Below are 19,226 nucleotides of genomic sequence, written 5' to 3'. Positions count from 1 at the left end.
TTTATTTCAATAATAATATTGTATGAACAAAGAAGAATTAAAATCATATCTGACCCAGGCCTTCCCGACGGCAACTGTGGGCGAATCATTCGATTTTCCTCAGATGTACGTAACGAAAGAGGAGCTGTTGGCTGTGTGTGAAAAGCTGAAGGATTCTCCCGAGACAAAGTTCGACTTCTTGTTTTGCGAAACTGCCATCGACTGGAAAGATCGTTTTGAAATGGTTTACCACCTTTCATCGACTACTTACCGCCACGACATGGTAATGAAAGTAACGCTTGAAGACCGCGACAACGCAGAAATTCCTTCCGTTTACTCTTGCTGGAAAGCGGCAGAGTATTTCGAAAATGAGATATTTGACCTTTTCGGTATCAAATTTACCGATCACCCATTCCTTCGCCGCATGATTCTGGGCGATGACTGGAAAGGTTATCCCCTCCGGAAAGATTATGTACATATTAACCTTGATGATACTCTTTAATCATAGATATGGAACCAATTAAAAATTATATTCCCGGAGAAGAGAAGACTGAAGAGTTTGTGGTAAATATTGGTCCGCAGCACCCGTCAACACACGGTGTACTTCGTTTCCAAACCACCCTTGACGGTGAAACCATCAAAGATCTGGTGCCCGTCATCGGATACATTCACCGCGGAATCGAAAAAATGACCGAATCTCTCGGTTACAAACAATCCATTTACCTTACCAGCCGTTTTGACTACCTGTCGGCCCACATGAACAACCAGGTTTGCTGTCTGGCTATCGAGAAAGCGCTTCAGGTAGAAGTGCCCGAACGTGCCAAAATGCTTCGCGTATTGATGTGCGAGCTTCAGCGTCTGGCTTCACACGAATTGTGGTGGGGATCATGTAGTATGGACGTGGGTGCGGTAACACCGTTCTTCCTCGCGTTCCGTGACCGTGAGCGTATCCTCGATATTTTCGAAGAGACTACAGGTAACCGTTTGACCATGAGTTATCTGGTGCCAGGCGGTGTGATGCAGGACATTCACCCGAATTTCGTGGCACACGTGAAAGACCTGATCAAACAGGTAAAAGGCTACATGCACGAGTATGAAACGCTGATTACCGGAAACATCATTTTCCAACGCCGTATGCAGGGAGTAGGTATTCTGCCTAAAGATCTGGCGATTTCGTTGGGTGTAACCGGACCGGTAGCCCGTGCTTCAGGTATCTCTTGCGACGTTCGTAAACTTCACCCGTATGATGGTTACGAAAAAATCGACTTCAAAGAGATCGTGATGGACGGATGCGACAGCTGGGCCCGTTACATGGTGCGTATGGAAGAGATGAAACAGTCGGTTCACATCATTGAGCAGATCATTGATAACATCCCTGAAGGTGATTTCCGTGCTAAAATGAAGCCGGTAATCAAACTGCCGGAAGGCGAATACTATCAGCGTGTGGAAACAGCTCGTGGTGAGTTGGGCGTGTTCATCGTCAGTGACGGTGGAACAAAACCTTACCGTATGAAATTCCGTACTCCGAACTTCTCGAATCTGGCAACTGCCAAACCGCTTAACGTAGGTGAAAAAATCGGTGACCTGATTGCCAGTATGGCGACTATCGACCTGATTATTCCTGACATTGACCGTTAATCGGAAACGTAATTAATCAGTAAAATATTCGATAAAAAAATGATTAAACTATCTGATATAATAGAATGGGTAAACAACCTGCTGACAAGTCTTTTGTCGCCGGGACTGGCATGGTTTGCCGGACTTGTTCTGGTTGCTATTGCCGTATTGGTCGGAGTTCTGGTCATCGTGATTACACAGGTGTACATGGAACGTAAAGTGGCCGGATTTATGCAGTTGCGTCTCGGGCCACACCGCGTGGGACCGTGGGGTAGCTTGCAGGTGTTTGCTGACGTAATCAAGCTTTTGCTGAAGGAGGCATTTACACCGACCCGTGCTGACGGACTTCTGTTTTGCATTGCTCCTTACCTCGTGCTGACGGTTGCATTGATGGCTTTGGCTCCCGTTTCATTCGCTCCGGGCGTACAGATGTGGGATTCCAACATCGGCCTGCTTTACACGACTGCCGTTTCGTCTCTGGGCGTAATCGGTATCCTGATGGCAGGTTGGGCAAGTAACAACAAATACTCATTGCTGGGTGCCATGCGTAGTGGTGCGCAAATCGTGAGTTACGAGTTATCGGCTGCATTGGCACTGCTTTCTGTCGTGTTGATGACCGGTTCGCTTAACTTCAACGATATCGTGGCATCACAGGCCGATGGTTGGTGGATTTTCAAAGGACACCTTCCTGTAATCTTTGCATTTGTGGTTTATACCATTGCAGGTACTGCCGAGTTGAACCGTGCGCCATTTGACCTTGCCGAAGCTGAGCAAGAGTTGACCGCAGGTTATCACACCGAATACTCAGGTATGCAGTTTGGTATGTTCTACCTGACTGAGTACATCAATATGATTGTGGTCTCAATTATCGCATCGTCGGTATTCCTGGGTGGATGGCAGCCTTTCCATATCTATGGATTTACAGCATTTAACCACGTGATGGATTATATCCCGGGTATTGTCTGGTTGTTGGGTAAGGTTTACTTTATGATCTTCCTGATCATGTGGTTCCGTTGGACATTCCCACGTCTGCGTATCGACCAACTGCTGAAACTGGAGTGGAAATACCTGCTTCCGTTGAGCATCATTAACCTGGTAATCGCTGCCCTGTTTGAAGTAATGGGATGGCACTTTTAAATGAAGAAGGGGTAATTAAGAAATTAAAGAATTAAAGGAATTAAGAAATTGATTTCATTCCGTCATTCTTTCATTTTCTTCATTCTCTTAATTTTTTTCATTTAGAATTACTTTGCAGATTAAATCTCCTGCTTGAAAAAGAGCAGGGCAGTAAAATTAATTATGAAATCAATCATTAAATATTTTCGTGAATTAGTCATGGCTTTCTATTCCCTGGCACAGGGGATGAAGCTGACGCTCTATTACTTCACGCACGTGCGTAAAGTAAATATTACGGAGCAATATCCCGAAAACCGTGAGACTACGATTCGTATTCCCGAGCGTTTCTACGGAATTTTGGAAATGCCGCACGATGAGAACAATGAGCACAACTGTACGGCATGTACTTTGTGTGAACTGGCTTGTCCGAATGGCACCATTACCATTGATACAGCAGTAGAGGTGACTGAAGATGGTAAAAAGAAAAAATACCTTGACAAATACCACTACAACCTGGGTACCTGTACCTTCTGCGGACAGTGTGTGGATGCTTGTCCTTCTGATGCTATTCACATGAACAAACAGTTCGAGTTGAGTGAATACGACAAGAACAAGTTGTTGCTGGTATTGAATAAACCGGGTTCTAAACTTAAAGCAAAGGAGAAAAAGTCATGAATATAGAAACTGTTGTTTTTTATCTTCTGTCCGGAATGACTCTGGCATTCGGAGCTCTGACGGTAACGACCCGTCATATTTTCCGTGCAGCTATTTACCTGTTGTTTGCCCTGATTGGCGTGGCGGGTATCTACCTGTTGATGGAAATGAACTTCATGGCTGCCTTGCAGGTGGTAATCTATGTGGGCGGTATCGTGGTGCTGATTATTTTCTCCATCTTCCTGACCCATCAGGTGGGAGAGAAGGTCTCCTTACCAAGTACGAAAAAGGTAGCACAATCAGCCGTGGTTGCATTGGCCGGATTGGCACTGGTATTGTCTGTACTCATTCCATTGGGCTTTGAGAAATCAAGTGCAGAGTGCGATTCGTCAGTGAAAAGTATTGGTATGCAGTTGCTCGATTACAAAAACTATGGCTACGTATTGCCGTTTGAGGTAATCAGTGTATTCCTGCTGGCAGCATTGGTGGGTAGCATCGTGATTGCGATGAAAGACAAAACCCCTGAAGAGAATAAATAATCGAAGAATCAAAATCTATTTAAACAGATATTATGGAACAAGTACCTTTAGTGCACATATTGATTCTCAGCTCGATCTTATTCTTTCTGGGAGTTTACGGCTTCTTTGCCCGCCGCAATATGCTGATGATGCTTATGTCAACAGAGTTGATTCTCAATAGTGTGAATATCAACTTTATCGCATTTAATAAATATCTCTATCCACATCAGTTGGAAGGAATGTTTTTCTCGATGTTCATCATCACCGTTGCAGCCGGAGAAGTATCACTGGCTATTGCGATCATTATTAATCTGTATCGCCGTTTCAAAACGGTAGATGTGGAAGATACCACCACGATGAAATACTAAAAGGATATGAATTACGAAATTCCTATGTTACTGATTCTTTTCCTGCCGCTCATCAGCTTCGTGTTTTTGTCGCTGGCCGGAAGAAGAATCTCACCTTCAGTCGCCGGACTGACAGGTATTACCGTCTTATCGACGGTTGCTGCGCTCTCTTTCTATGTCGCTTATAACTATTTCTTTGTAAATGGAGTAGTAAATGGCGTCTATGAACATAAAGCGGTTTTCAATGAAGTATGGTTGAAGTTTTCCGATGTGTTGAGCATTAACCTTGGAGTTATGCTTGATCCTATCTCGGTGATGATGCTTATTGTCATCAGCTTCATCTCTTGTATGGTACACCTGTACAGCTGGAACTATATGCACGGTGAAGACCGTTTCCAGATGTACTACGCTTACCTTTCACTCTTTACCTTCTCTATGTTGGGACTGGTAGTTGCGGTTAACATTTTCCAGATGTACATCTTCTGGGAGTTGGTAGGGGTTTCTTCCTTCCTGTTGATCGGTTTCTACTACACCAAACCTTCTGCTATTGCTGCTGCTAAAAAGGCGTTTATCGTTACCCGTTTTGCTGACCTGGGCTTCCTGTTGGGAATCCTGTTGGTAAGCCACAGTGCCGGTACGCTTGATTTTGCAACCATGATCGAACGTCTGTCCAATCCACAGTCGCCATTTGCTCAGTCGATGATGGCCGGTTCATTCCTCGGAATGTCAACCTTGTCATGGGGATTGATCCTGATCTTTATCGGTGGTGCCGGTAAATCGGCCATGTTCCCGCTTCACATCTGGTTGCCCGATGCGATGGAAGGTCCGACTCCGGTTTCTGCATTGATCCACGCTGCAACAATGGTTGTTGCCGGGGTATTCCTTGTAGCACGTTTGTTCCCTATTTTTGCTCAATCTGCTCCCGATGCGTTGCATATTGTGGGTTATGTGGGTGCAATCACTGCTCTGTTTGCTGCAATTATTGCCTGTACACAGACTGATATCAAACGCGTCCTTGCTTATTCAACCGTATCTCAAATTGCCTTTATGATGTTCTCATTGGGCGTTGCCGGATGGGGTGAAGAAGCGAGTGAAGGTTTTACCGGATCTCTTTTCCACCTGTTTACCCACGCATTCTTCAAAGCAATGCTCTTCATGGGGGCTGGTGCGGTAATCCACGCAGTTCACAGTAACGAAATGCAAGATATGGGCGGATTGTGGAAAAAAATGCCAATTACCAATGCTGCCTTTGCTCTTGGCTGTCTTTCGATTGCCGGTGTTCCTGGTTTCTCAGGATTCTTCAGTAAAGAGGTTATTCTTTCTGCTGCTTTCCATGGAGACAAACTGATCTATATCATTGGGTTGCTGACCAGCGGTATCACAGCATTCTACATGTTCCGTCTTTATTTCCGTATCTTCTGGTATAAGAAGGCGGCACACGGTCATGGCGAACATGGGCATGATAGCCACGAGGCTCATACTCCAGCCATGAATACTGCATTGATTCTGCTGATGATTGCGACTGTTGCATCAGGCTATATTAAATTCGGTCACTTTGTAAGTGCAGATGGTAAAGCAATCGAGCTGCCATTCCACCTTGCATTGGCTATACCTCCGGTGACAATCGGATTGCTTGGCATTTTCATTGCTTATATCTTCTTTGGTAAGGAGAGTGACAAAGCGGCTAATTTCACTAAAGCTATGGGCGGATTCTACAAAGCGGCTTACAACAAATTCTACATCGACGAGATCTATTTGTTTGTAACCAAAAAGATTCTGTTCAACCTGATTGGTCGTCCTGCTGCATGGGTGGACCGCAACATTGTGGACAACATCTACAACGGTAGCGCCTCTATCACAGCGACAACTTCAGAAGCCATTAAGAAATTCCAGTCGGGACGCGTACAGTCTTACGCTACCTACTTCTTAATCGGTGTAATCTTTGTAGCCCTGTTATTCCTTTTTGCCAATTAATCAGGCGAACGGTAAATTATTAATTATACAAGAAAAGTACAGTTATGAACATATTAAATGTATTAATCCTGATACCGCTTCTGTCTGCCGTTGGGGTGCTTTTTGCCCGCAACGATAAGGCTGTCAAGATGACAGCTTTGGCCGGAGCTGTTTTGGAGCTTCTGTTTGCCGGATGGCTGACTTACGTTTATGCTAAGTTGAGAATAGCAGGGGCTACAGGTGCGATGTTGTTTCAATCCAGCACCACCTGGTTTGAGCCATTAAACATCTACTACCGTCTGGGTATTGACGGTATCTCATTGTCGATGATTCTGCTGACCGCTACGGTGGTTGTGGCAGGTATCCTGGTATCCTGGAAAATCGAGAAACAGGTGAAAGAGTTCTTCTTCCTGATCCTGTTACTGGCAACCGGAGCTTATGGCTTCTTTATCACCACTGACGTATTTGCGATGTTCTTCTTCCTTGAACTGGCTGTAATTCCTAAGTACCTTCTGATTGGTATCTGGGGTAGCGGTAAGAAAGAGTATAGCGCGATGAAACTGGCGTTGATGCTGATGTTCGGTTCTGCGTTGGTATTCCTGGGTATTTCAGGCTTATACTACTTCGGTGGTCACACCTGGAACATTCAGGAGCTGGTAGCTCAACACATTCCGGTGGAAGTACAACGTCCGCTTTACGTGTTGATCTTTGCCGGATTCGGTGTATTTACAGCGATGTTTCCTTTCCACACCTGGGCGCCTGACGGTCACTCGTCAGCACCTACGGCAGCTTCGATGTTCCTTGCCGGTATCTCAATGAAACTGGGTGGTTATGGAGCTTTGCGTGTGGCTACATTCCTGTTGCCGGAAGCTGCACACGATCTTTCCTGGATTTTCATTATCCTGGCTTCTATCGCTATCATCTACGGTGCATTTGCAACCATGATGCAGAAAGACCTTAAGTACATGAACGCGTACTCATCGGTAAGCCACTGTGGATTCGTAATCCTGGGTATTGCTATGCTGACAAAAGCGGCTATTATGGGTGCGGTGATGCAAATGGTTTCACACGGTGTGATGACAGCCCTCTTCTTTGCCGCGATCGGTATGATTTACGATCGTGCCCACACTCGTCAGGCTAACGAACTCGGGGGTATGTTGAAGCAGGTTCCTTTCATCGGTACAGCATTCATCATCTCCGGTTTGACTTCATTAGGTTTGCCGGGCTTTAGTGGTTTCGTTTCAGAGATGACTATTTTCGTCGGTTCATGGGAGCATGCAGGTGCCGGTTACCGTTTGGCAACCATCCTGGCTTGTGCTTCTATCGTAGTAACAGCCGTTTATATTCTCCGTGCGGTAGGTTTTGCTATCTGGGGAAGCGTTACCAACAAAGAATACCTGCAACTGAAAGACGCAGCATGGAACGAACGTTTCGCTACTTTCATCCTTGTAGGCGGTATCGTGATTATCGGTTTGGCTCCATTCCTGCTTACCCGTCTGATCGAATCGGATGTAACAGGTATCATGGGTATGTTATTGCGATAAACTAGGATCTCTACTTTGTTCTGCCCCTAAATCCCCTAAAGGGGACTTAAAGAGAGTACAGGACATTTATAGAGTCTTATAAAGATCCAATAATGCACTAAAGTTCTTGTTTCTGCTACTGCAAAAGTCCCCTTTAGGGGATTTAGGGGCGGTAGGAGATAAACAGAGTCAAGCTCATATCCCGATTACCGGGCGGTTAAAAGCCTTTAAGAAATAAATTAAAGAATCATGGGCACATTAGCATGTGGCTATTAAAAAGAAATATATGAATCTGGAAACCATTTCATTGTTGCGGTTTGAATGGATACTCATTGCGATTATCTTCATTCTGCTCGTTATGAAGTTGATGGATGCCGATAAGAATACCAAGTCGATGCTGACGGTGGTAAACGGACTTCTGCTGATCAACTTTCTGGCAGGATTGCTGCCAATGGCTGAGGGGAGCGCATTCAGCGACTTTTTCCGAACCAGCCAGTTAATTGTTTTAGAGAAAAATATCCTGAACTTCGGCCTGTTGCTGATCTCTTTCAGTGGAGCCCGTTATTTATACAGCATTAAAAACCAGCTGGAGTTTTACATCCTGATGCTTACGAGCGTGGTGGGTATGTTCTTCATGATCTCCAGCGGACACGTGCTGATGTTGTATTTAGGATTGGAAATGTCAAGCATTCCGGTGGCTGCTTTGGCGAACTACAACCGTTCATTGCGCAATTCGAGCGAGGCCGGTCTGAAGATGATCTTCTCATCAGCCTTCTCAAGCGGTATCCTGTTGTTTGGTATCTCCCTGTTGTATGGTGCTACCGGAAGCCTGAGCTTCTCCGCCATCTCTATGAGCATCCAGCCAGGCGCGTTGTCATTGCTTGCCTTTGCCTTTATTCTGGGTGGATTCGCCTTCAAGATGTCTGTCGTGCCTTTCCACTTGTGGACTGCCGACGTGTACGAAGGCGCTCCTGTACAGGTGACCAACTTCCTGTCGGTTATATCTAAAGGTTCGGTGATCTTCGTGATCATCACTGTGCTTTACAAACTCTTTGGCAATATGCACGCAGAGTGGCAATTGGTGTTGTCTGTGCTGGCTATCCTGACCATGACCATCGGTAACTTGTTTACCATGCGTCAGACCAACATCAAACGTCTGTTAGCGTTCTCATCCGTGACCCAGGTAGGTTTCGTGTTGGTAGGTATTGCTGGTGCTTCTAAGGTTGCAAACGCTTCTGTGGTTTACTTCGTGTTGATCTACATGTTGAGTAATATCGCTGCGTTTGGAGTGATCGGTGCCATCTCCGAGTCAACCGGCAAAGAGAACCTGGATGCATTCAAAGGCCTTTACAAGTCGAATCCGATGTTGGCCCTAACGATGGCCCTCAGCTTCTTCTCGTTGGCGGGTATTCCTCCGACAGCCGGTTTCTTCGGTAAACTGTTCCTGTTGGCTGCCGGTTTCGGACAAGGTCTTTACGTGGTATTGGCAGTTGCTGCCATCAACCTCGTGATCTCGCTGTACAACTACCTCCGTGTGGTGAAAACCATGTTTATGGATCAGGCGGAAGTGGCTTTGCCTAACGTGAAAAGCAATGCTCCGCTTACTGTTGCATTGGTGATCTGTGTGGCTGGTCTGTTGTTGGTAGGCTTCTACAGCCCGATCTTCAACTTCATCAGCTCATTCAGCTACGGCATGTAATTGAATATGCTTTAAATAGTAAAGAGCCGGATTACGATCTTCGTAGTCCGGCTTTTTTCGTTTGGGAGATTCATCCCCCCTTTCTCTATGAGCGAAAGGGTAGAGTGGGTTCCCGAAAGGCTCACTCATAGAGTGCCTTTCGATAGGATAAACCGCAAGATTATCATCCGAATCAGATAGAATGCGGTATGCTTTCACGATTATTGGATTCTTGCTTTCTGATTAAATCTATTTTATGCCAAATAAAATAGCGTCAAGATATTTGGTTGTTAAATTTATTCTCATACTTTTGCAAATGACTGCTCCTTTAAAATTAACCAATGAATGAGTGGTCAACATGTGAATTAATATTTCACACCATTGCAAAACTGCCTGCCATAACAGTAACGCGATGGAAATCACACAATGTTTAACTTCTAAAACTTTTTGAACTATGGCACAGAATCTTGTATCAGCAACCATTTCAGCAGAAGACGTTGAAAAAGTAATTCAAAATCTTAGCGAAATTAAAAGCGTATTGCAATTCCTGACGACGCTGCAAAGCGACGATATCCAGGGGTTGTTTAAAGTGGGTAATAATTACCAGCCTTTTATCGAACAAGCCTGCCAGGCGGCTAAGTCTCATCCGGAAATTCTTCCCGGTGTATTTGATAAGGACGAATTTATCCGTGATTGCGACCTGGTTAAAGCGCTTCGTCCGATCGCTGCCCAAATCAAGGAGCTGAACGACAGCTTGCAGAACACCTTCTTTGCAGCCAATAGCGATGCCATGGTGGGGGCGCTCGAAGTTTACTCCGCCGTGAAGCAAAACCGCGATAAAGTACCCGGCCTTAATGTGGTGGCGGATGATATGGCGGTCTTCTTCAAGAAATCAACTAAAAAAGTCAGTGCAAACTAATTGGCCAAAAGTGCCTTGCTAACACTCCGGAGTGCTGTCGTGGCACTCCGGAGTCTCTTTTTTGCACTAAAGAGTGCCGGCGAGGCACTCCGGAGTGTCAAATCAGCACTCCCGACTGCCTCCGCAGCACTCCAGAGTGCTAAAATGGCACTCAAGAGTGCCGCGCCAGCACTCCGAAGTGCCTCGCCGGCAGTCAGGAGTGCCTCCGGGGCACTCTTTAGTGCTAAATTGGCAGTCGGGAGTGCCGCGAAGGCACTTTTTATGCTCGCCTGAATTTTCAAAGAAGAATAAAAAAAGAAATACCAGAATATTACAATGATTTATCGTAAGCTATTTATATTGATGATTTTCTTTTGGGCTACATCTGTTATTCTTAAAGCTCAGGATAATTTTGCCGTAATAAATGACCTGGAAGGATTTGCAAATATTCATGAAGGAAATCTACAATCTAAAGTCAGGAAAGCGATTTCTAATTATCAACCCTTTGATTGTATAGACGATAAAGAAGGTGATCATCAGTTATATCCTAACATGGTATATATCGAGTATGATAATTATATTGAGCATGTAAAAGATCATTATTTCTATTCCAATCCGATCGATAATTCACCACGGATTGGTTATATCCACAAAAGCCGTATTTGCCGATTAAATGACATGCGAAAATTAAAACCGATTTCCATATCTAAATCTCAAGCGGTTTATGGAGGGATAGGATTTAAAGTCGTTATAGAAATCGGAGATTTTGAATCATCAAAACATATCATCAAGGATTCGAAAGGACGAATTATAACAGACAAGAAGAATTATGATGTAGCAACTATTGATGAAAAGCCTATTTGGGGAACAGATGGAACAATACCTTATAGCGAAATCAGATCAATTAAAGTGATTTATTCAGATAAAACAGTCTCATTACCGGCAAGTAGTCTAAAAAATAACTTTTTGCCGAACATTAGTCCCAAGTTCACGTATATATGCATCGGACCACAAAAAGAAATCTATATCTGGATGTCGAATGGAGACGGAGCAGCTTCTTATAATATAATATGGGTTATGGTGGACCAAAAACTTAAGTATGTTTTTCGAAGGTTGAGTTGGTATGTTTAGCTAAGCCTTTTATTTTGAACGAAACGTTCAATAAGCCACAAAAAAAATCCCCTTTGTAGCCATTGTCCTACAAAGGGGATTTATATTTGAGATGAAGGGATTGACTTATGCCTGGTTCAGTTTATCCGCAATGGCTTTACCAAGCAAAACACACTCTTCGAATTTATCAGCCTTAAAGCCCTGCTTGATCTCTACCGCCTGTTCGTCCACCGATTCCCATTTCATGGTTTCGGCAAAGTGTTGAAGGCGTTTTACCGCAGCGCCCGCCCAGGTGTAGCTACCGAAGTAACCGAAGATACGGTGTTTCACGTCGCGGGTCTGTATCTTGTCGAGGATCCCTTTTACAGCAGGGAAAAGCTCGTTGCTGTATGTCGGGCTACCCACGATTAGCGCTTTGTATTTGAAGATGTCACGCACGATGTACGAAGCGTGGGTTTTGGAAGCATCATACAGCACGATGTCTTTGATGCCGTTTTCAGAGAGACCGATAGCCACCGCTTCCGCCATCTGTTCGGTATTTCCGTACATTGATCCATAGACAATCACGGCACCTTTATCGCCTTCGTAACGGCTAAGCTTGTCGTAGATACCCACCACTTTGGAGATGTTCTCTTTCCACACCGGACCGTGAGTAGAACAGATGAGGTCGATCTTCAGGCCGTTCAGTTTCTGGAGCGCCTTCTGTACAGGTCCGCCATATTTACCCACAATGTTGGCGTAGTAGCGGTACATTTCGTCCCAGTATTTATCTGTTTTGAGTTCAGTATCAAGTACGGCTCCGTCCAAGGTACCGAAACAACCGAAAGCGTCACCTGAGAAGAGGATGTTGTGCGTTTCGTCGTAGGTCATCATCGTTTCAGGCCAGTGTACCATCGGGGTGAAGTGGAAGCTCAGAGTACGTTTACCCAGGTTAAGTTTTGCGCCGTCTTTAACCTCCTCGGTACCGTCAGTCAGGCCGTAGTAGCCATCCACCATTGCAAGGGTTTTGCTGTTACCGACGATTTTGATGTTTGGATAAATCTGTTTGATGAAGCGGATAGAGCCGGAGTGGTCCGGTTCCATGTGGTTGATGATGAGGTAATCGATGGGACGGTCGCCAATGACTGCTGTAATCTTATCAAGAAACTGGGCGCCGTAGCACACATCAGCCGTGTCAACCAGTGCAATCTTTTCATCAACGATCAGATACGAGTTGTAGGAAACGCCGTAGGGGAGAGGCCACAGGTTTTCAAAAAGGGCCTTGCTTCGGTCGTTTACTCCCACATAAAAAGTATCGGGAGCTATTTCTATCTTTTTGTACATAATATTATTTTAGTTTGGTGGTGCAAAGATAAGGCAAATTATCTGCAATGCCTTTTTACATCAGTTCAAAAAGGGCGTAAAGCACCTTTTGTACAATGACAAAACGACTTAGCAGGGGTCAAGCGTTGTTTGCACCGCTCCTCCACTTTGGGGTAGGTGAGTAGGGGCTTACAAAGCCCCTTTCCAGACGTAGCAGTTGTCAAAAGCAGGTAACCATTCCGGCAGCTCTTTGAATATACCGAATACAGACGATCCAGAACCTGACATGGAGGCATAAACAGCTCCTTCATGAATCAACTGCTCCTTGATTTTGCCAATCTGAGGGTATTTAGCGAAAACGCTCACTTCGAAGTCATTCACCAAAAGCCCCTGCCACTCTTCGATAGGGCGGCGAATTACCTCTTTCAGCGGTACTTCCGGTTGTGCAGACTTCACCAGAGAATAAGCTTCAGGTGTAGAAACATGGATATCCGGTTTGACCAAAACGCAGTGATAACCTTTGAGCGAAAGATCGGTCTCTTCAAATTCGTTACCGATACCACGGGCAAAGACCGGTTTGTTCTTGATGAAAAAAGCACAGTCGGCTCCAATGCCCGATGCCATTGTGATCAGCGTCTCTTCAGGGATACGCAACGTGAACAGTTCATTCAGCAACAACAGCATCACCGCCGCATCAGCAGAGCCGCCACCCAGCCCGGCGCCGAACGGAATCTGCTTGTGCAGGTAAATGTCGAGGTCGGGGATCATGTACTGGCGTTTGATCAGGCGCAGGGCCTTCATCACGAGGTTGTTTTCAGTTGGGCCGTCCACTTCAATGCCGGAGATGTGAAGTTTATCGCCTCCGGTTTGAGAGGGAACCACTTCGAGGGCATCCTTGATACCGATAGGGTAGAAGATGGTCTCCAGGTTGTGGTATCCGTCCGGGCGTTTGGAGACAATATTCAGCCCGAGGTTTATTTTAGCGTTGGGGAATTTTATCATAAGATCAACTATTTATTTTCTCATTCGGCGACGGAACTCGGCACAGATGATAGACGTTGCAATGGCAACGTTCAGTGACTCCGAGGTTTCACGTCCCTCTGGAAAGTTGGGGATATAGAGCTTCTTAGTTACCAGGGTTTCGATTTCAGGGGAGATGCCGTTTCCCTCATTTCCCATAATGATGATACCCTCTTCGGCAAGATCAGTTTTATACATATCCTCTCCATCGAGGAAGGTACCGTAAACTGAAATTTGTGTTTGCGTTAATACTTCAGCTAAAGGAAGGTAGTGGACTTTCACCCGGGCTAAAGCACCCATGGTCGATTGCACGGTTTTGGGATTGTACAAATCCACGGTGTCTGTAGAGCAAATGATCTGTTCGATACCAAACCAGTCTGCCAGGCGGATGATGGTGCCCAGATTGCCCGGGTCCTGTATGTGATCGGACGCAAGGGTGAGCTTGCCTTTCATATCGGAAGGGGAGAATTGGTACTCCGGTTTCTTGAAGATGGCTATTACATCCTGCGGGGTGGTCAATCCACTCGCCTTGGCCAGTTCATCTTTCGAAGCAGACAATATCAGATTCGCCTTTACATCCGAATGAGCGGAAAGCCATTCGTCCGTAGCGACCAGCCATTCACATTCGAAGGCCGGTGCAAGGTCGGTTACCAGCTTATTTCCCTCTGCGATGAAACAGCCCGATTCGTTGCGGTATTTCTTCTGCTGGAGGGATTGTATGAATTTAATTTGATTTTTACTCAGCATGATTAAGTAAGTGACAATGAGTCAACAGCCTATTTTATTATCCTGAAGGTGTTGAGAAAAAAGCACAATGCGTTATCTTTGTTGCAAAAATAGTATAAAATCAGGTCGGTTGCTCATTCCACCGGTCGACTTCTCCTATGAATACTCCTGTAAAATACCTGCTTTTGCTTATGATCGGACTGCTGGCCTCCTGTAGTCTGACCAAATATGTCCCGGAAGACCGACTTTTGCTCGATAAAGTTGAACTAAAAATTGATCGTAAAGAGATCAAACCCGAAGCGTTGAAAAACTATATCAAGCAAGAGCCCAATTACCGTGTCTTTGGATTGTTTCGCACCTCGCTCTATATCTATGACTTTTCGGGAAAAGATTCCACTAAATGGTTTAACCGCTTTCTCCGAAAATCAGGGAATCCGCCGGTGCTGCTTGATGATGAACTGTCAGAGCGCACACGTGATGATCTGGAAAAAGCGTTGGTCAATCAGGGCTATATGAATGCAAAGGTTGAAACGCACGTGGTCAGGAAGAAAAAAAGGGCGATAGTTACTTATCTGGCAAAAGCGGGAGAGCCTTATCGCCTCAGAAAGCTGGCGTATTACATCGCAGACCCCCGTATTGATTCGTTGGTGAAATCGGATTCAGCTAACACTTTGTTGAAGAAGAATGTGCTTTTTGATCGTTCGCTTTTGGAACAGGAACGTCAGCGTGTTGTCTCTTTGTTGCGAAACAAGGGCTATTTTGGTGTTGACAAGGATCTGGTTAGCTATGTGGCCGATTCTTCCCTGAATACCAACCAGGTCGATCTGGAGTTTCAGCTTTTTCCGGCAGAAAGGAAAGTAAGCGCCTCCCAATCGCTTAAAGAACAGTCTGTGTATAAAATCAAGGACGTTTACATTCAGACTGAATCAGAGCAGTCCCGTTTGGGAATAACAACGACTACTTCGGCGGCAGATACGTTGTTGTACAACAAATTCCATATCATCAGCGGGAAAAAGCAATGGATTCGTCCGAAAGTTTTAACAAGCAGTTGTCTGTTACGTCCTGGCAGAACATATAATGAACGTTTGGTGGAGCTTACTTACTCCTCTTTTAGCCGTTTGAAGGTTATCAAATACATCAATATTCGTTTTGAACCTGTATATGAAGGGGATTCCTGTTTCCTGAACTGCTTCCTTGTGATTACTCCGGGAAAGCCGCAATCCGTTTCGACTGAAGTAGAAGGCACAAACTCTGCCGGAGACTTAGGTGCGGCAGTGAGCGTAACCTATCAGCACCGCAATATTTTTAAAGGCTCGGAAACCTTTTCGGCAAAGGTAAGGGGGGCCTATGAGCGACTATCTGGCTCCTCCATCAATGCCAATTTTACCGAGTTGTCAACGGATATGGGGCTTTCTTTTCCCAAATTTATTTTTCCCTTGCTGAAGACGGAGGTGAAAAGACGGGTTAGAGCGGTTTCTGAACTTACCGGGTCCTATAATTTCCAGCAACGCCCGGAATATACCCGTATCATTGCCGGTGGCGGATGGCGGTATAAATGGAGTGTCGGTCGTAATGGTATCCGGCATAGTCTTGATGTATTAGATATCAATTATGTCAAACTGCCCTGGATTGCCAGCAATTTTTTCGATAACTTTCCGGTTGATAATCCATTATTGCACTATAGTTACGAAAACCACCTGATTGTGCGTACCGGATATACTTTCAACAAAACAAATCAGACGGATGGTACAAATAAAAATAACCTCTACTCTTTCCGCTTTAATGTAGAGAGCGCCGGTAACAGCCTTACGCTTTTATCGAAATTATTTAATGCAACCAAAAAGGAAAACGGTTACCAGTTTCTGGGTGTCAATTATGCTCAATATGTTAAAACAGAGCTGGATTATGCCCGTACGAAGATATTTGATGAGCGTAACTCTCTGGCCTGGCATGCTGGTTTTGGAGTTGCTTGTCCGTATGGAAATTCAGAGATATTGCCTTTTGAAAAACGTTATTTCGGTGGTGGCGCCAACAGTATCCGGGGATGGGCGGTTCGTTCGCTCGGACCGGGAACTTATCGTCAGGTTGGAACATCTGCTGATTTTGTGAATCAATCCGGTGATATTAAGCTGGAGATGAGCACCGAGTACCGGGCAAAACTGTTCGGACCTATTGAGACCGCACTTTTTGTCGATGCCGGAAATATATGGACTATCCGGGATTACAAAGGACAGGAAGGGGGTGTTTTCAAGTTTGATAGCTTTTACAAGCAAATCGCATTAGCTTACGGAACAGGTATTCGTTTTAACTTTAACTACTTCATTGTACGCGTAGATATTGGGGTAAAAGCCTTTGATCCATCCCGTGACGGTTATGAAAAATGGAGGATACGTTATTCTCCATTAAAGAATATGGCCTGGCATTTTGCCGTCGGGTATCCATTCTGATGACAGAACAGAAGACGAACAACTTTTCTGCGAAATTCTGGTTCCCGCATCTTGCTTCTTTGGCCTGTTCTCATTTATCTATACTTCAAAAATTTCCAAAACCCTTGTGGGAATGAAATCAAATGGCTATCTTTGCAAGCCATTTCACAAGTTACCAGCTAAAGAATTGATTATTAATTAAAAACTCACAATAAGGAAATGAAAAAAGATCTTCATCCTGCTAATTATCGTCCGGTTGCATTCAAAGATATGTCAAATGGCGATGTATTTGTTTCTAAATCTACTATCAACACTCGTGAAACTATCGAAATCGAAGGCGTAGAATATCCTTTGGTTAAATTAGAAATCTCTAGCTCTTCACACCCTTTCTACACAGGTAAACAGAAACTGGTAGATACAGCAGGACGTGTGGACAAGTTCATGAACCGTTACTCAAAACATATCCAGAACAAACAAAAATAATTGTTTGTCCGGAAGGTCAAAAAGCCCCGATACGATCAACGTGTCGGGGCTTTTGCATTTCAACCAAATCCTGATGGCGGACGTTTTATTATCAAACTAATAACTGGATTACCATGATAGGATATTGCGGACTCAATTGTGATACCTGCCCGATACATCTGGCTACCATTGAACCGGATATTGAGAAACAAAAAAACATGCGCGAAACAATCGCCCGGGAAATTGAACGGGCGTACGGCACAGTCGTGACACCGGAAGAGATAAATGACTGCGATGGTTGCCGGGCTGAATCTGGCCGCCTGTTTACAGGATGTCTTGACTGTAAAATAAGAGCGTGTGCGATTGAAAAACAGATAGAGAGCTGTGGCCTTTGTTCCGAATATATCTGTGACAGGCTAAAAGATTTTCTGCAAAAAGAACCGGTAGCGAAAAACCGGTTGGAAGAAATCAGGGATGCTAATCCATTGAAATAACACTCATCACCATGAAATTCAGGCACACATTATTGATTTTCCTCATCACCTTTGCTGTCTCTTTTCTGGCAAACGTGGCGATCATTTTGTTTTGGAATCTCTTTATTAGCCATAAGGGGGGTGTGATAGATTGGGAAACCAGTTTCAGGATTCCGTTATTATTGGCCATTATTATCCCTTTTTCGAAGAAATGGAATCGCTAAGTCATTTGACTTTCCAGAACCAATGATTGTCATAATTTGTTCTTTTATAACTGGAACTTCTTTCCGATAAAGATTGGAGTGACAATGATTCATTGATATGAATTAGAATAAAGAAGTCTCTCTCAGGGGCTTCAGGGCTTTATCTCCAGGAGGAGATGTTGTGTATGGAAAGATTAATCTTCTTTTTTGTTGCTTAATCGGGTGAAACACCAATTGTAAAAATCTGAAAATTATGAAAGTATATAATGATCAAAAGCGGTCATTAGCAAGGATGATCGTCAGTTTTGTATACCTGTGGATTACTCTTTGTTCGTTATTAATGTTTACTGCTTGCGATAAGCAAGATCGGGAGACAACCGTAAAGTTTTATCTGACGGATGCACCATCTCTGCAAGGCTATAAGGCTGTATTCATCGATATTCAGGAGGTAAGTTATTCTCTTGATGGAGTAGGGTGGATGCAATTACCTATCACTCCGGGGAACTACAATCTAATGGAACTAACAAACGGTAACGATACCTTGCTCTCAAAGGTGGTACTCAATGAAGGGGAACGCATTCAACAAATGAGACTGAAACTGGGGCCGGAGAATAAATTGGTACTTAGTGATAATACTATTGTTGGTTTGGATACGCCCAGCGGACAGACTTCGGGTATTAAGATTAATATTCACGATAGCGCAGCGGTTTATAGCAGCTACTCTGTTGTCATTGACTTCAATGCCGAAAAATCGATTGTCCGTAAGGGAAACAGCGGTGGATATTTGTTGAAACCGGTGATCCGTGGATTTATCCGGGAGAATACCTCGTTGCTGTTTGGTAATCTACTACCACTCAAAGTTCCGTTTTATGTAAGCTCTATACATGGTGTTGATACTATGACATGTGTGTCTGACACAAGTAGGAATAACCTGTTTGTGTTACAGGGACTGTACACAGGAACATGGAAGGTGATGTTTAAAGATCAATCCGGAAATCCATTGAATTCTATTAACGTTGATATCGTAGGAGGGTTTAATAAGGATCTTGGCGTAATTGATTTGAGTCACTAAGAGGTATAAATACCGATGATTCTGTAATCAGAAAAAACGCGTTATTGCATCCCAATGGTGTAATGACGCGTATTTTTTGATATAACTACTCTCTTCCGTCAATTTGTGACACCATCAGCGTGAGAATGTCTCTACTTTTACCTTCGAAT

General features: G+C 44.5%; 16 protein-coding genes and 1 pseudogene. 14 read left to right on the top strand and 3 right to left on the bottom strand.

Features of this window, described 5'->3' with window-relative positions:
• Positions 1-103 precede the first annotated feature (103 nt).
• The 10 genes and pseudogenes from MLE17_RS12725 (at position 104) to MLE17_RS12680 (ending at position 11,414) form a co-directional block, all read left to right on the top strand.
• A pseudogene (locus MLE17_RS12725) lies at positions 104-1,617 on the top strand (NADH-quinone oxidoreductase subunit C).
• Positions 1,618-1,656: 39 nt separating this feature from the next.
• Positions 1,657-2,733 carry an NADH-quinone oxidoreductase subunit NuoH gene (gene nuoH / locus MLE17_RS12720; RefSeq protein ID WP_243349086.1) on the top strand — a complete coding sequence of 359 codons (1,077 nt, stop codon included), beginning with the start codon at positions 1,657-1,659 and terminating at the stop codon, positions 2,731-2,733.
• 162 nt (positions 2,734-2,895) lie between these two features.
• A complete protein-coding gene (locus MLE17_RS12715; RefSeq protein WP_243349085.1) occupies positions 2,896-3,387 on the top strand; it encodes a 4Fe-4S binding protein in 492 nt (163 codons plus the stop codon).
• Complete coding sequence (locus MLE17_RS12710) at positions 3,384-3,905, top strand: NADH-quinone oxidoreductase subunit J (protein WP_243349084.1); 522 nt, start codon at positions 3,384-3,386, stop codon at positions 3,903-3,905. Before MLE17_RS12715 ends, MLE17_RS12710 begins: the two co-directional genes overlap by 4 nt.
• Positions 3,906-3,937: 32 nt before the next feature.
• The gene (gene nuoK / locus MLE17_RS12705) at positions 3,938-4,252 is read left to right on the top strand and encodes an NADH-quinone oxidoreductase subunit NuoK (RefSeq protein WP_243349083.1); all 315 of its coding nucleotides are present in this window, start codon (positions 3,938-3,940) and stop codon (positions 4,250-4,252) included.
• Positions 4,253-4,258: 6 nt separating this feature from the next.
• The gene (gene nuoL, locus MLE17_RS12700) at positions 4,259-6,205 is read left to right on the top strand and encodes an NADH-quinone oxidoreductase subunit L (RefSeq protein WP_243349082.1); all 1,947 of its coding nucleotides are present in this window, start codon (positions 4,259-4,261) and stop codon (positions 6,203-6,205) included.
• Between the two features lie 44 nt (positions 6,206-6,249).
• Positions 6,250-7,728, top strand: a complete 1,479-nt coding sequence (locus tag MLE17_RS12695; RefSeq protein ID WP_243349081.1) for a NuoM family protein — start codon at positions 6,250-6,252, stop codon at positions 7,726-7,728.
• 265 nt (positions 7,729-7,993) lie between these two features.
• Entirely contained in the window at positions 7,994-9,406 is a 1,413-nt protein-coding gene (locus tag MLE17_RS12690; protein ID WP_243349080.1) for an NADH-quinone oxidoreductase subunit N, read from the top strand.
• 433 nt (positions 9,407-9,839) lie between these two features.
• Entirely contained in the window at positions 9,840-10,304 is a 465-nt protein-coding gene (locus MLE17_RS12685) for a hypothetical protein (protein ID WP_243349079.1), read from the top strand.
• A 315-nt stretch (positions 10,305-10,619) separates the two neighbouring features.
• The gene (locus MLE17_RS12680) at positions 10,620-11,414 is read left to right on the top strand and encodes a hypothetical protein (protein WP_243349078.1); all 795 of its coding nucleotides are present in this window, start codon (positions 10,620-10,622) and stop codon (positions 11,412-11,414) included.
• A 105-nt stretch (positions 11,415-11,519) separates the two neighbouring features.
• Here the strand turns inward: MLE17_RS12680 and MLE17_RS12675 are convergent, their stop codons facing one another.
• From MLE17_RS12675 to MLE17_RS12665, 3 genes are all read right to left on the bottom strand, one after another.
• Positions 11,520-12,716 carry an FprA family A-type flavoprotein gene (locus MLE17_RS12675; RefSeq protein WP_243349077.1) on the bottom strand — a complete coding sequence of 399 codons (1,197 nt, stop codon included), beginning with the start codon at positions 12,714-12,716 and terminating at the stop codon, positions 11,520-11,522.
• 168 nt (positions 12,717-12,884) lie between these two features.
• Complete coding sequence (ispE, locus tag MLE17_RS12670) at positions 12,885-13,697, bottom strand: 4-(cytidine 5'-diphospho)-2-C-methyl-D-erythritol kinase (RefSeq protein WP_243349076.1); 813 nt, start codon at positions 13,695-13,697, stop codon at positions 12,885-12,887.
• A gap of 12 nt (positions 13,698-13,709) precedes the next feature.
• Positions 13,710-14,462 (bottom strand): TrmH family RNA methyltransferase, encoded by a 753-nt coding sequence (locus MLE17_RS12665; protein WP_243349075.1) that lies wholly within the window; start codon positions 14,460-14,462, stop codon positions 13,710-13,712.
• 137 nt (positions 14,463-14,599) lie between these two features.
• Between MLE17_RS12665 and MLE17_RS12660 the strand changes: the two genes are divergently transcribed.
• The 4 genes from MLE17_RS12660 to MLE17_RS12645 all read left to right on the top strand — a co-directional run bounded on the left by MLE17_RS12660 (position 14,600) and on the right by MLE17_RS12645 (position 19,077).
• A complete protein-coding gene (locus MLE17_RS12660) occupies positions 14,600-16,888 on the top strand; it encodes a BamA/TamA family outer membrane protein (RefSeq protein WP_243349074.1) in 2,289 nt (762 codons plus the stop codon).
• A gap of 198 nt (positions 16,889-17,086) precedes the next feature.
• Positions 17,087-17,350 (top strand): type B 50S ribosomal protein L31, encoded by a 264-nt coding sequence (locus MLE17_RS12655; RefSeq protein WP_243349073.1) that lies wholly within the window; start codon positions 17,087-17,089, stop codon positions 17,348-17,350.
• A 113-nt stretch (positions 17,351-17,463) separates the two neighbouring features.
• Positions 17,464-17,823: a DUF3795 domain-containing protein gene (locus MLE17_RS12650; RefSeq protein WP_243349072.1), complete on the top strand. Its 360-nt coding sequence runs from the start codon at positions 17,464-17,466 to the stop codon at positions 17,821-17,823.
• Positions 17,824-18,258: 435 nt separating this feature from the next.
• Complete coding sequence (locus tag MLE17_RS12645) at positions 18,259-19,077, top strand: DUF4382 domain-containing protein (protein ID WP_243349071.1); 819 nt, start codon at positions 18,259-18,261, stop codon at positions 19,075-19,077.
• Positions 19,078-19,226 lie beyond the last annotated feature (149 nt).

Source organism: Parabacteroides sp. FAFU027, assembly GCF_022808675.1.
Classification (GTDB): Bacteria; Bacteroidota; Bacteroidia; order Bacteroidales; family UBA7332; genus CAXXIC01.
The sequence above is the reverse complement of the archived record's forward strand: the minus strand, read 5'-3'. Positions and strand labels throughout refer to the sequence as shown.